14 protein-coding genes are annotated in these 13,569 nt (G+C 52.8%); all 14 read right to left on the bottom strand.

Annotated elements, in window-relative coordinates; genetic code table 11:
• Positions 1–142: 142 nt before the first annotated feature.
• Complete coding sequence (gene atpD / locus WD071_RS11220) at positions 143–1,546, bottom strand: F0F1 ATP synthase subunit beta (protein WP_368048467.1); 1,404 nt, start codon at positions 1,544–1,546, stop codon at positions 143–145.
• 64 nt (positions 1,547–1,610) lie between these two features.
• Positions 1,611–2,471, bottom strand: coding sequence for a F0F1 ATP synthase subunit gamma (gene atpG / locus WD071_RS11215; protein ID WP_368048466.1), 861 nt, complete (start codon positions 2,469–2,471; stop codon positions 1,611–1,613).
• Between the two features lie 79 nt (positions 2,472–2,550).
• Positions 2,551–4,095, bottom strand: coding sequence for a F0F1 ATP synthase subunit alpha (atpA, locus tag WD071_RS11210; protein WP_368048465.1), 1,545 nt, complete (start codon positions 4,093–4,095; stop codon positions 2,551–2,553).
• A 25-nt stretch (positions 4,096–4,120) separates the two neighbouring features.
• The gene (locus WD071_RS11205; protein ID WP_368048464.1) at positions 4,121–4,657 is read right to left on the bottom strand and encodes a F0F1 ATP synthase subunit delta; all 537 of its coding nucleotides are present in this window, start codon (positions 4,655–4,657) and stop codon (positions 4,121–4,123) included.
• A gap of 11 nt (positions 4,658–4,668) precedes the next feature.
• Positions 4,669–5,139 (bottom strand): F0F1 ATP synthase subunit B, encoded by a 471-nt coding sequence (locus tag WD071_RS11200; protein WP_368048463.1) that lies wholly within the window; start codon positions 5,137–5,139, stop codon positions 4,669–4,671.
• A gap of 56 nt (positions 5,140–5,195) precedes the next feature.
• Positions 5,196–5,441 (bottom strand): F0F1 ATP synthase subunit C, encoded by a 246-nt coding sequence (gene atpE / locus WD071_RS11195; protein WP_134840200.1) that lies wholly within the window; start codon positions 5,439–5,441, stop codon positions 5,196–5,198.
• Between the two features lie 49 nt (positions 5,442–5,490).
• Entirely contained in the window at positions 5,491–6,324 is an 834-nt protein-coding gene (gene atpB / locus WD071_RS11190; RefSeq protein ID WP_368048468.1) for a F0F1 ATP synthase subunit A, read from the bottom strand.
• A gap of 61 nt (positions 6,325–6,385) precedes the next feature.
• Complete coding sequence (locus WD071_RS11185) at positions 6,386–6,775, bottom strand: ATP synthase subunit I (RefSeq protein WP_368048462.1); 390 nt, start codon at positions 6,773–6,775, stop codon at positions 6,386–6,388.
• 122 nt (positions 6,776–6,897) lie between these two features.
• A complete protein-coding gene (locus tag WD071_RS11180; protein ID WP_368048461.1) occupies positions 6,898–7,821 on the bottom strand; it encodes a ParB/RepB/Spo0J family partition protein in 924 nt (307 codons plus the stop codon).
• A 46-nt stretch (positions 7,822–7,867) separates the two neighbouring features.
• On the bottom strand, positions 7,868–8,644 hold the full coding sequence (locus tag WD071_RS11175; RefSeq protein WP_368048460.1) for a ParA family protein: 777 nt from the start codon (positions 8,642–8,644) through the stop codon (positions 7,868–7,870).
• Positions 8,645–8,687: 43 nt separating this feature from the next.
• On the bottom strand, positions 8,688–9,374 hold the full coding sequence (gene rsmG, locus WD071_RS11170; protein ID WP_368048459.1) for a 16S rRNA (guanine(527)-N(7))-methyltransferase RsmG: 687 nt from the start codon (positions 9,372–9,374) through the stop codon (positions 8,688–8,690).
• A 1-nt stretch (position 9,375) separates the two neighbouring features.
• On the bottom strand, positions 9,376–11,280 hold the full coding sequence (gene mnmG / locus WD071_RS11165; RefSeq protein ID WP_368048458.1) for a tRNA uridine-5-carboxymethylaminomethyl(34) synthesis enzyme MnmG: 1,905 nt from the start codon (positions 11,278–11,280) through the stop codon (positions 9,376–9,378).
• A gap of 406 nt (positions 11,281–11,686) precedes the next feature.
• Complete coding sequence (gene mnmE / locus WD071_RS11160; RefSeq protein ID WP_368048457.1) at positions 11,687–13,084, bottom strand: tRNA uridine-5-carboxymethylaminomethyl(34) synthesis GTPase MnmE; 1,398 nt, start codon at positions 13,082–13,084, stop codon at positions 11,687–11,689.
• Positions 13,085–13,116: 32 nt separating this feature from the next.
• On the bottom strand, positions 13,117–13,569 hold a 453-nt coding region (yidC, locus tag WD071_RS11155), incomplete at its 5' end, for a membrane protein insertase YidC (RefSeq protein WP_368048456.1).

The following is a 13,569-nucleotide window of genomic DNA, read 5'->3' as shown; positions in this document are numbered from 1 at the left end:
ACCAGGCCGGAGAAGATCTGTTTTTCTGCACTTACGATGTCACAATGCATTGTCATCGACATAAGCTTGTTCTCTTTGCAATTCTGTCAGACCGTTTATGCTAGTTGCAGGCAGGCTAATCACCTGCCTGCCGACAACACTATCAGCCTTTGAGTTTAGCTGCTTTTTCCACAGCTTCTTCAATGGTGCCCACCATGTTAAAGGCCTGCTCCGGAATGTGGTCGTAATCACCTTCCAGGATGCCTTTAAAGCCGGCGATTGTGTCTTTCAGGGACACATATTTACCAGGTGTGTTAGTGAAGATTTCTGCCACGAAGAAGGGCTGCGACAGGAAGCGCTGGATTTTACGCGCACGGGCCACAGTCTGTTTGTCGTCTTCTGACAGTTCGTCCATACCCAGAATCGCAATGATGTCCTTCAGTTCCTTGTAACGCTGCAGAACTGTCTGTACGCCACGAGCAACGTCATAATGCTCCTGACCGATAACCAGCGGATCCAGCTGACGTGAGGTGGAGTCCAGCGGATCGATCGCAGGATAAATACCCAGCTCGGCAATGGAACGCGACAGTACAACGGTTGCGTCAAGGTGAGCAAACGTGGTTGCCGGTGACGGGTCAGTCAAATCGTCCGCCGGTACGTATACCGCCTGGATTGACGTGATGGAACCGGTCTTGGTGGACGTAATACGTTCTTGCAGTACACCCATCTCTTCCGCCAGTGTTGGCTGGTAACCTACCGCTGATGGCATACGACCCAGCAGCGCCGATACTTCGGTACCTGCCAGTGTGTATCGGTAAATGTTGTCAACGAAGAACAGTACGTCGCGGCCTTCATCACGGAATTTTTCGGCCATGGTCAGACCCGTCAATGCAACACGCAGACGGTTACCGGGCGGCTCGTTCATCTGGCCGTAAACCATTGCCACTTTGGAGTTGGTCAGGTCATCCATATCGATAACTTTGGATTCCTGCATCTCGTGATAGAAGTCGTTACCTTCACGAGTACGCTCACCCACACCGGCGAATACTGACAGACCGCTGTGTGCTTTTGCGATGTTGTTGATCAGCTCCATCATGTTAACGGTCTTACCAACACCGGCACCACCGAACAGACCCACTTTACCGCCTTTGGCGAACGGACAGATCAGGTCGATAACCTTGATGCCGGTTTCCAGAAGCTCATTGGAGGCAGACAGTTCATCATAGGCAGGTGCCTTACGGTGAATGGGCATACGCTCCTGCTCACCGATGTCACCGCGCTCATCAATCGGGCGGCCCAGCACGTCCATGATACGACCCAGTGTTTCTTTACCGACTGGCACAGAAACCGGAGCCTTGGTGTTGGACACATCCAGACCGCGGCGCAGACCTTCGGTACTGCCCATCGCGATGGTACGTACGATGCCGTCGCCCAATTGCTGCTGCACTTCGAGTGTGATTTCGCCGCCTTCGACGGACAGTGCATCATAGATACGAGGTACATCTTCCCGCGGGAATTGTACGTCGATAACTGCACCGATAATTTGTACGATACGACCGCTACTCATGTCCGGTTCCTCTTAAGTATTCCTGATCTTCTAAACTGGTTAAATAACTGTTTGTCGCTGGCGATCAGACCGCGGCCGCGCCGCTGACGATCTCAGACAGTTCCTGTGTAATGGAAGCCTGACGCGCCTTGTTGTAAACAAGGCCAAGCTCTTCAATCAAATCGCCTGCGTTTTCAGTTGCGTTCTTCATGGCAATCATTCGGGCCGCTTGTTCACAGGCGAGGTTTTCAACCACAGCCTGATAGACCTGAGTTTCAATGTAACGGGCCAGCAAACCATCCAGCAGAGCTTCGGCCTGGGGCTCGTAAATATAGTCCCAGTGATGCTTGAGCTCTTTATCGTCTGACGGCTCCAGAGGCAACAACTGTGTGACCGCCGGGGTCTGTGTCATGGTGTTGACAAAGGTATTGCTGACCAGGAAAAGCTGGTCGATCTCACCATTGTCAAACTTGTCCAGCATCACCTTGACGGCGCCAATCACATCTTCCAGCTCTGGCTTGTCACCCAGACCGCGAACCGATGCCACCACTTTGCCGCCATAGTTATTGAAGAACGATGTCGCCTTGGCACCCACTGCGGCGAACTCAACCTCAACATTCTGTTTACGCAAACCGGAGATCGCTTTCACAGCCGCCTTGAATGCGTTGATGTTCAGACCGCCACACAGGCCACGGTCTGATGAAATCACAATAAACGCGGCACGTTTGACTTCACGCGTGGTGAAATAGACGTGACGATACTCCGGGTTCGCATTGGCAACGTGGCCGATGACCTTACGCATATGTGTCGCGTAAGGTTTTCCGACTGCCATACGATCCTGCGCTTTACGCATCTTGGACGCAGCCACCATTTCCATGGCGCTGGTTATTTTCCGCGTATTATTGATGCTGGAGATCTTGCCTCTAATCTCTTTTCCACCAGCCATAATTCACCGCCTACCGAAAATTGCCAGACCTGGCGTTACAGGACCCGTTGTTACAGGACCTGTCGCTCAGAGCCAAAAGTTACCAGGTTTGAGTTGCTTTGAACTGCTCGATCAACGACTTCAGCTGCGCTGCAATTTCGTCGTTAAAATCAGGCTTGTTGTTTATGCTTGTCAGCAGCTCGCTGTGCTGGCTGTTAGCATAGGACAACAACGCTTTTTCAAACGCAACGATCTTGTTCAGATCAACATCTTTCAGGAAGCCTTCGTTGGCCGCGAACAATACCAGACCCATTTCGGCGACTGACATCGGAGAGTACTGACCCTGCTTCATCAGCTCGGTAACGCGCTGACCGTGTTCCAGCTGGGCGCGGGTGGCATCATCGAGGTCCGAGGCGAACTGGGCGAACGCCGCCAGTTCACGGTACTGCGCCAGTGCGATACGAATACCACCACCGAGCTTCTTGATGATCTTGGTTTGTGCTGCACCACCGACTCGCGATACTGACAGACCGGCATTGATCGCAGGACGGATACCGGCGTTAAACAGGTCGGTTTCCAGGAAGATCTGGCCGTCGGTGATTGAGATCACGTTGGTCGGGACAAATGCTGATACGTCACCGGCCTGGGTTTCAATGATGGGCAGTGCGGTCAATGAACCGGTTTTGCCTTTCACTTCGCCGTTGGTCATCTGCTCAACGTAATCGGCGTTAACGCGTGATGCGCGTTCCAGCAGACGTGAGTGCAAATAGAATACGTCACCCGGATAGGCTTCACGGCCCGGCGGACGACGCAGCAACAGGGAGATCTGACGGTAGGCCCAGGCCTGTTTGGTCAGGTCATCATAAATGATCAGGGCATCTTCACCGCGGTCACGGTAATACTCACCCATGGAGCAGCCCGAGTAAGGCGCCAGGTATTGCATGGATGCGGGGTCGGAGGCACTGGCAGCAACAACAATGGTGTATTCCATGGCGCCGTGCTCTTCCAGCTTGCTCACTACCTGGGCAATAGAAGATTGCTTCTGACCGATAGCAACATAGACGCACTTAACGCCTTTGCCTTTCTGGTTAATGATGGCATCAACGGCAACCGCTGTTTTACCTACCTGGCGGTCACCAATGATCAGTTCGCGCTGACCACGACCAATCGGCACCATGGCGTCGATGGCTTTCAGACCCGTCTGAACTGGCTGATCAACTGATTTACGAGCGATCACGCCGGGAGCCACTTTCTCAACCGGTGCAGTCAATTTGGCATTGATCGCACCTTTGCCGTCGATGGGGTTACCCAGCGCATCAACAACCCGGCCTTCCATTTCGGGGCCTACCGGCACTTCCAGAATGCGGCCGGTACAACGACAGGACTGGCCTTCAGCCAGTATCTGGTAGTCGCCCAGTACCACAGCACCCACGGAGTCACGCTCCAGGTTAAGTGCCATACCAAAAAGGCCACCATCAAATTCGATCATCTCACCGTACATGACATCTGCGAGACCATGAATACGCACGATACCGTCAGAAACGCTAACGATGGTGCCTTCGTTTTTGGCCTGCACAGAAACGTCGAGATTATCGATTCTCTGTTTGATAATTTCACTGATTTCTGACGGGTTCAGTTGTTGCATGCTTATTCCCTCATTCCCAGGTGTTCTAGGAACTCAATGATTCGGCTAATTTGTTCAGTTTTCCGCGAACAGAACTGTCGATGACGGTATCACCTGCGCGAATGACAGCACCTCCGATCAGACTCTGGTCAACGCTTGTGTGCAGTTTGACGGTGCGATCCAGGCGTTTCTGCAGTGCCTGGGTCAATTGCTCGACCAGTGCATCGCTCAACGTAAATGCGGTCGCCAGTTCGACATCGATGCTCTTCTCTTTCGCGGCTTTCAGAACCTCAAAGATCTCTGCAATTTCAGGCAACAGGGGCAGTCGACGATTTTCTGCCAACAGCCTGATCAGGTTTTTGCCCTTGGCTGATATTTCATCGCCGGTAATTGTCAGCAAGGCATCTGCCTGTTTTTCAGCTGTCAGCGCCGGATTCTTCAGCAAGTTGCTGACTTTGCCGTCCGCGGCCACAGCTGCAAGCGTATTCAGCATCCCTGACCATTCAGCCAGCGCTTTGTCGGCAACAGCGACTTCAAAAGCGGCGTTGGCGTAAGGGCGGGCTAATGTAATTGACTCTGCCATCGTATGTTCGCCTATAACTCAGCAGCGAGTTTTTTAACCAGCTCTTCGTTAGCGGCCTGATCCACAGAGCTTTCGAGAATCTTCTCGGCTCCGGAGATCGCGATGGCCGCGACTTGCGCTCGCAGTACTTCACGCGCACGCTGAACTTCCATTTCGATTTCGGCTTGCGCGCCGGCAATCAGCCGCTGACCTTCATCACGAGCTTTGTCTTTGGCCTCATCAACGATCTGGCTGGCACGTTTGTTGGCCATATCGATGATCTCAGCGCTTTTGATTTTCGCTTCGCGAAGCTCGTCTGCCGCTTTGTTCTGCGCCAGGTTAAGGTCACGCTGAGCCCGGTCAGCCGCTTCCAGACCGTCAGCAATCTTTTTCTGTCGCTCTGCCAGGGCTGCCGTAATCGGCGGCCAGACATACTTCAGACAAAACCAGACAAAGACAGCAAAGGCTATCGTTTGGCCGAATATGGTTGCATTAAGATTCATGGTGTCACCTCTGCGTTAGTTATCCGCTGGGCTTGAAAATCGATTCAAGCGTTCGATTAACCGACGAAAGGATTCGCGAACATAACCATGAAAGAAACACCCACGCCGATGATCGAGATTACGTCAACGAAACCAGCGACCAGGAAGAACTGTACCTGCAGTTTTGGCGCCAGTTCTGGCTGACGTGCAGAGCTTTCGATCAGCTTGCCACCCAGATTACCGAACGCAACCGCTGTGCCAGCGCCACACAGACCAAAGATGAGGGCGATAGCGATTACAGAAAATGCCTGAATTGTTTCCATGTTTTTCTCCAAGATTTAACAAAAGGTCTAACAAAAAAAGGTTAAGGGTTTAGTGAGCCTCGGGCTTCGTGTGTGCCTGGTTCAGATAGACAATTGTCAGCATCATGAACAGATACGCTTGCAAGGTGATAATCAGGATATGGAATACTGCCCATGCAAAATGCAGTGGCAATTGGAACAGCCCAACCATAGCAATCACCATGAAGATCATCTCGCCGGCGAACATGTTGCCGTAAAGTCGCAGCGCCAGGGATACCGGCTTGGCGAGAAAACTTGGCACTTCCATCACAAGGTTCAGCGGTAACGCCCACTTGCCAAACGGATGGAAAGCAAACTCACTGAGGAACCCGCCTGCGCCTTTGATTTTGATACTGTAGAAGATAACCAGAATAAACACGGCCAATGCAAAACCGGCAGTGATGTTGACGTCAGTGGTGGGAACAGCCTTGAAGTAAAGATGGCTGTCCTGAGCAATAAACGCGGCAGTCAGCGGGATCCAGTCTACCGGTACCAGATCCATGAGATTCATCATGAAAATCCAGCAGAAGATGGTCAGCGCCAGCGGCCCGATCAATTCGTTTCTGGCAAAGAAGGTACTTTTAACGTTGGTCTGCACCATCTCAACAATAAATTCGACGGCGTTTTGCAGCGGACCGGGAATGCCCGAGGTCGCTTTGCGGCTGACAAAGTAGAAAAGTCCCATAAAAATGACACCCAACAGCAGTGACATGATCATGGAGTCAACGTGTATGGACCAGAAGCCCATTGCGTTGGCCTCTTCCATGGAGTGGGCAATACCCCAGCTGCCATCGGCTTTTTGACCGTATTTCAGGAAACCAAGGTGGTGGGCAATGTAGTCAGTGCCGCTTTCATATTCAGGCATGGTAAAGCCTGTTGAGTTTGCATCTGCCATGAGTCAATTATTTCTTGTCAGTTTGCCGATTTTACGGGTTATTCCGGTCAGATCTGCTTACGCGGACAAACATAAGCACGCCTGTTATGTGTACCAGAACAAATCCTGAAAACAAAGCCACAACATCCAGTGGTTTTACGTAAATAAAACTCAGTGCGAAACCCGCACCCATTAACACCAGTTTTATTGCTTCACCTTTATAAAGTTCCTTCACAATCAGCCCGGCCGACCTTGCTCCCCGGTACTTGAACGCTCTCCTTGCGAAGAGTGTGCCCGGTATTAAGCAGATCAATCCACCGATCAGTAAAGAATACGCACTCAGCCAACGGCCTGATGCGGCAATCGCGAGCACCAGTAAAAACAATGTAACTACTTGAATAAACGCAACTTTATATATGGGAGGAGCTTTTATCGTTGACATGTATGGCGTTGGTCGTCAAAAGCTCTCTTGTTTTTGGCTTCCGTTCCCCTTTCAGAGGTGCGCATTATAGGGATTTTAGGCCTGCCAATCAACACGGTATTACACCTTCCTTTAATCACAGGTTACTTGATATGGGCCAGAATGCCGTCCAGTTCATCCAGACTGTTGTAGCGCAGGGTGAGTTTGCCGCTACCTTTGCTGCTGTGCTGAATCTGTACCTTTGCGCCCAGGCGCTCAGACAACTTATCTTCCAGGCTGGCGATATCGGGATCCTGGCGCACAACTTCGGCTTTCTGGGGTGTGTCTTCGGCCAACAGTCGCCTGACCATGGATTCGGTCTGCCGCACGGACAGGCCTTTGCCACTGACCGCTTTTGCGGCGTCGGACTGCTGCTCCGCAGGCAGGCCCAGCAAGGCCCGGGCATGACCCATTTCCAGGTCGCCGCGTTCCAGCATCAGGCGCACATCATGACTCAGGGACATCAGGCGTAGCAGGTTGGTGACTGTGGTTCGGGACTTGCCAACCGCTTCTGCCACTTCCTGCTGGGTGAGTTCGAATTCTTCCTGCAGGCGCTTCAGCGCCATGGCTTCTTCAATCGGATTGAGGTTTTCGCGCTGGATATTTTCTATCAGCGACATGGCTATTGCAGATTCGTCACCCACCAGACGGATAACGGCCGGAATCGTGTCCAGGCCGGCGATCTGGGTAGCCCGCCAGCGCCGTTCGCCGGCAATGATTTCATAACGGTCCCCCGGGACCGGCCGCACCACGATAGGTTGCATCACGCCCTGAACCTTGATGGACTCGGCCAGCTCCTGCAGCGCCTCCTCGTGCATGTCGGTGCGTGGCTGATATTTTCCGCGCTGGATCAGCTCAACGGGCAGATGGCGCAGCTCACTGTCTTTATCCACCCGCGGCTGTACCTGTCCGGGTACCGCGTCGGGCTGTACGGAAACCTGCTCTGTAGCCTGCGCGGCGCGTTGTGCGGCCGCTGCACTGCCCAGCAGTTTGTCCAGTCCCCGGCCCAGTTTTTTCTTTCCTGACATGCTAAAACCTTTTAATCCTTGATGATTAATTCAAACAGCTGAGCGTTCAGACTGCGACCTGTTCCTGGCGTCGCAGCATCTCACCCGCCAGCGCAAGATAAGCAATTGCACCACGTGACTGCTTGTCGTACTGCAGCACTGGCAAACCATAGCTGGGTGCTTCTGCCAGTCGCACATTGCGTGGCACGACGGTACGATACACACGGTCACCAAAGTGGCTGTAAAGCTGACTGGACACTTCCGTGGTAAGTTTGTTGCGCGGATCGAACATGGTTCTCAGTATGCCCTCAATCTTTAATTCAGGATTGTGGGTTTCACTGACCGCAGATATCGTATCGACCAGTGCCGACAACCCTTCCAGCGCATAATATTCGCACTGCATGGGAATGATGACCCCTTGTGCGGCCACCAATGCGTTCAGCGTCAGCATGTTCAGCGAAGGCGGGCAGTCTATGACAATAAAATCGTAGCGCTCGCTGACGCCTGCCAGCAACTCCTTCAGGCGGCTTTCGCGCCGCTCAAGGTCCAGCAACTCAATTTCAGCGGCGACCAGATCGCCGTTAGCCGGCAACATATCAAAACCGGCCTCGGGTGTGGTGACAACTGCCTGGTCAAAGTTCGCTTCACCGATGAGCACATCGTACACAGAATATTCCAGCTCGGCCTTGTCAATGCCGCTGCCCATGGTGGCATTGCCCTGCGGATCCATATCAACCAGCAACACACGACGTTTCGTCGCCTGCAGTGAGGCAGCCAGATTAACTGATGTGGTTGTTTTACCTACACCGCCCTTCTGATTGGCGATCGCGAGTATTCTTGTCACCTGCCGTTCCCGTCTGATAGCGCAGTCTGCTGCTGTTTTTTATTTAAGAAATGTTTGGTTCTGTTAACTGTGTGGCGCTTTCATGCGCGTCTGTCGAGAGCTCAACAATGTGGCGTTGTGCCTCACAATCCGGGACATCAATGGCCCAGGCATCTGCTTTTTGCCAGTGCACGGGCAGGTCACGGATTTCATCGCTTGGGTACAGGCCTTTCATCGCCAGCAATCGGGTGTCCGGACCACACAGGTGCTCACATCCCAGGGCAAAATCAGCAAGTGAGGAAAACGCCCGGCTAATGACAATATCAAGTTGGCAGGGACTTTGGTAGCTTTCGATGCGCGTGTTCTCAACTTTGACATTTTTTAATCCCAGCGCCATCAGGGCCTGAAATACGAAGCGTGTTTTTTTGCCGTTACTGTCGAGCAGGATAAAATTGATATCAGGCAGGCTCAGGGCCAGCGGTATGCCCGGCAAACCCGGGCCGGTTCCCACATCCAGGATGTAAAAGCTGGCTTTGCCGGTACTCAATTCGCGGATACGAGGTAACAGGGTCAGGCTGTCGAGCAGGTGACGCGATACCATGTCGCGGGGGTCACGCACTGCCGACAGGTTGAACGCCTGATTCCATTTATCGAGCAGCATCACGTACTCGATCATCCGGGTTTGCTGGGAGCCGCTGAGGCTGAGCCCCATATCGGACAGGCCCTTTTGTAGTTGTTTCGCCAGGTCCATGTCAGGCCGTTTGTCGGGCTCTGACAGCCTGATACTTCTTCAGATAAATTAACAACAGGGACACAGCCGCGGGCGTCATGCCGGGTATGCGAGCTGCGCGGGCAATGGAATCGGGTCTGGCGGCCAGCAATTTCTGTTTCAGCTCATTGGATAAACCTTCCATGTGCTGATAATCAAAATCAGCCGGCAACACGGTGTTTTCCTGTCGCTTGAGCTTTTGGATATCGTCTTCCTGGCGATTGATATAACCTTGATATTTAAGCTGTATTTCAACCTGCTGGGTCACCTGAGGATCCAGTTCTGGCATGCTGATCGAGGTCTCGCGCAGGGCTTCACGCATGCTCTCGTAACTCAGTTCCGGACGCGCCAGCAGGTCCGCCAGGCTGTATTCACGTCCCAGTGATTTATCCAGCAGCGCGCTGACAGCCGCTTCCTTGTCGGTGCCAGGCTGAACCCAGACTGATTTCAGGCGCTTGAGCTCATCGCCGATGCTGTCCTGTTTCTGGCAGAAAGCAGCCCAGCGCACGTCGTCAATCAACCCCATATCACGGCCCACCGAGGTCAGCCTCAAGTCGGCATTGTCTTCGCGCAGCAGCAGACGGTATTCGGCACGGCTGGTAAACATGCGGTACGGTTCGATGGTGCCCATACTGATCAGGTCGTCAACCAGGACGCCGATGTAGGCCTGATCACGGCGCGGACACCAGCTCTCCAATTCGCGGGCAGCACGGGCGGCATTGATGCCTGCCAGCAGACCCTGGGCGCCGGCCTCTTCGTAACCGGTCGTCCCGTTGATCTGACCGGCAAAATACAGGCCTTTGATGAAGCGGGTTTCCAGCGAATGATTGAGCTCTCGCGGATCAAAAAAGTCATATTCGATGGCATAACCCGGGCGGGTGATATGTGCGTTCTCAAATCCTTTGATCTGGCGTACCAGTTCAATCTGCACATCAAACGGCAAACTGGTGGAAATGCCGTTGGGATACAGCTCGTTGGTGTTCAGGCCTTCGGGTTCAACAAAGATCTGGTGTGAGGATTTGTCGGCAAACCGCATCACTTTGTCTTCAATGGACGGACAATACCGCGGACCAACCCCTTCGATTATGCCGGAGTACATTGGTGATCGATCCAGTCCATTGCGGATGATTTCGTGACAACGCTCGTTAGTTTCTGTTATGTAACAGTTAATTTGTTCAGGGTGATCTTCAACCGAGCCCATGAAAGACATCACCGGCAGCGGTGTATCACCTGCCTGCACCTGCATCACGGAAAAATCTACTGAACGAGCATCAATGCGTGGCGGCGTGCCGGTTTTCAGGCGACCCACATTGAACGGCAGTTCACGCAATCGGTCTGCCAGTTTGATTGAAGGCGGATCCCCGGCGCGTCCACCAGAAGTGTTTTCCAGGCCGATATGAATTTTACCACCCAGGAAGGTTCCGGTGGTCAGGACCACGGTCGGCGCAAAGAAGCGAACGCCCATCTGCGTGACAACACCCTCCACGCGCTCTCCCTGAATGATCAGATCATCAGCAGCCTGCTGAAAAATATCCAGATTATCCTGCCTTTCCAGCATGTTGCGAATCGCAGACTTGTACAGGGCGCGGTCAGCCTGAGCACGGGTGGCACGCACGGCAGGGCCTTTGCTGCTGTTCAGCACACGGAACTGGATGCCGGCCAGGTCTGTGGCCCTGGCCATGGCACCGCCCAGTGCATCGATTTCGCGCACCAGGTGGCTTTTGCCTATGCCACCGATAGCCGGGTTGCAGGACATCTGCCCCAGCGTTTCGATATTGTGCGTCAACAGCAGGGTTTTCACGCCCGACCGGGCAGCCGCCAGCGCGGCTTCGGTACCGGCGTGGCCACCACCGACCACGATCACGTCATATCGCTTGGAGAAATCCATATGCTGAAAAGTTCGAAATTTGAAAAGGGTGCTAAGTATAAGCCTTGTATCGCAAATTTAAAGGCTTGTGATTGAAAATAATCCACAAGCAGATCTTATTCACATTAATGATTACTAAATATAAATATAGTTATAGATAATAGATAAAGACTTAATACTGTTAATACTAATGGTAAACCGTTTTTCTGTAGACAAGACATTTATCGCTATTAAAAACATATACTTGCGAACTGTATAAACCGGTGTACAAGCACTGCTCAAGCTGCCGCAAAGCATTTATCAAGCTGTGCAGAACAATGCATGTTATCCACAAGGCAGAAATCGGGAAAATTTTGCAAAAAACTTATGCACAGAAAAAGCGATTTTATGCACAGTTTTTGAGCACCTTGGGAACAGGTAAAAATAATTATTTGCCGATGCAAAAACTGGAGAAAATACGTCCTAACAGGTCATCTGTTGTCACCGCGCCGGTAATTTCACCCAGATAACGGTGTGCGTGACGCAGGTCTTCTGCAACCAGTTCGGCTGCTGCGTGATGAGACAATTGAAAACGGGCCTGTTCCAGGCATTCACGGGTGTTACGCAGTGCGTCCAGGTGACGGCGACGGGCAATGAAACCACCCTCAGCGGTGGCCTGGAAACCCATGCAGTCCTTCAGGTGCTGACGCAGCAGGTCTATCCCCTCTCCCTGCCTGGCGGACAGCCGGATGACACTGGCGCCGTTTTTATTGTCTGCCGGTAGCAGCGCGGGTGCCTTGTCTTGCAGATCAACTTTGTTCTGAATAATGGTCAGCCTGGAGGTGTCCAGCGCATGGGACAAGGCGTCGAAACCGGGGGATTGCAGATAGGATTTGATGTTGTTGTTGTCAACCGATTCCTGGCTGGCATCAACCACCAGCAAAATACGGTCTGCCTGCTGCACGGCGCTCTGCGCGCGGCGTATACCTTCCTGTTCAACAATATCATCACTGTCACGCAGACCTGCGGTATCAGTGATGTGAAGGGGCATACCGTCGATGGTGATCTGTTCACTGAGCACATCGCGAGTGGTGCCGGCGATATCAGTGACGATGGCTGATTCTTTTCCGGCCATGGCATTGAGCAGGCTGGATTTTCCGGCATTGGGTTTACCGGCAATAACCACCGCCATACCTTCGCGAATCAGGGCGCCTTGCCGGGCCTGTTCCAGCACCTTGTCCAGCGATGCAATGATGATATCGAGTTTTTCCGCGATACGCCCTTCGCTCAGGAAATCGATTTCCTCATCTGTAAAATCGATGGCTGCTTCCAGGTAAACACGCAACAGGGTGATGGATTCGCCCAGATCATCGATCAACCGGGAGAATGTCCCCTGCAGGGTTCGCATCGCGCTTTTGGCGGCTTCAGCTGAGCTGCTGTCGATCAGATCCGCGATGGCTTCAGCCTGGGCGAGGTCAACTTTGTCGTTGAGGAAAGCTCTTTCGGTAAACTCACCAGGACGTGCGAGCCGGGCGCCAGCGGCCAGAATAATATTCAGCAAGGCGTCCATGATGAAATATCCACCATGGCCCTGTAGTTCCAGTATGTCTTCACCGGTAAAAGAATTGGGCCCCGGAAAATACAGGGCAATACCCTGATCAATGAGCTCGCCAGTGCTGTCGTGAAAGGGACAGTAATGTGCGTATCGGGGCGTTGGCTGAAAATGAAGTATGGCCTCGGCAATGTCCAGACACGCCGGTCCGGACACTCGCACGATTCCCACACCGCTGCGACCTGGTGGTGTGGCTAACGCACAAATTGTGTCCGTATCCGACGCGCTTAACATGACAGCTGCACTTTATTGGAGAAGGTTGTCTGCTAGCTTTTGGCTGCCTCTTTCGCTGCATATTCCGCGTCAATATTGCGGGTGATATACCATTGCTGGGCAATACCCAGGACGCTGTTTGCCAGCCAGTACAGTACTAGACCGGCCGGGAACCAAAGGAAGAAGACGGTCATGACGATTGGCATGAACTTCATGATCTTGGCCTGCGTAGGATCCTGTGGTGTCGGGTTGAGCATGAACTGCACGTACATTGACGCGCCCATCAGTAGCGGCAGGACAAAATACGGATCCATGACCGACAGATCGTTGATCCACAGAATCCAGGGCGCATGGCGCAGTTCAACACCTTCCAGCAACACCCAGTACAAGGCGATAAAGACCGGCATTTGTACCAGCATGGGCAGACAGCCGCCGAAGGGATTGATCTTCTCTTTTTTATACAGCTCCATGGTCGCTTTCTGCAGCTTCATTTTGTCATCGCCGTA

The sequence above is a fragment of the Pseudohongiella sp. genome, from assembly GCF_040877505.1.
GTDB lineage: Bacteria > Pseudomonadota > Gammaproteobacteria > Pseudomonadales > Pseudohongiellaceae > Pseudohongiella.
Note: the sequence above shows the minus strand (reverse complement) of the source record. Positions and strands in the feature narration are given on the sequence as shown.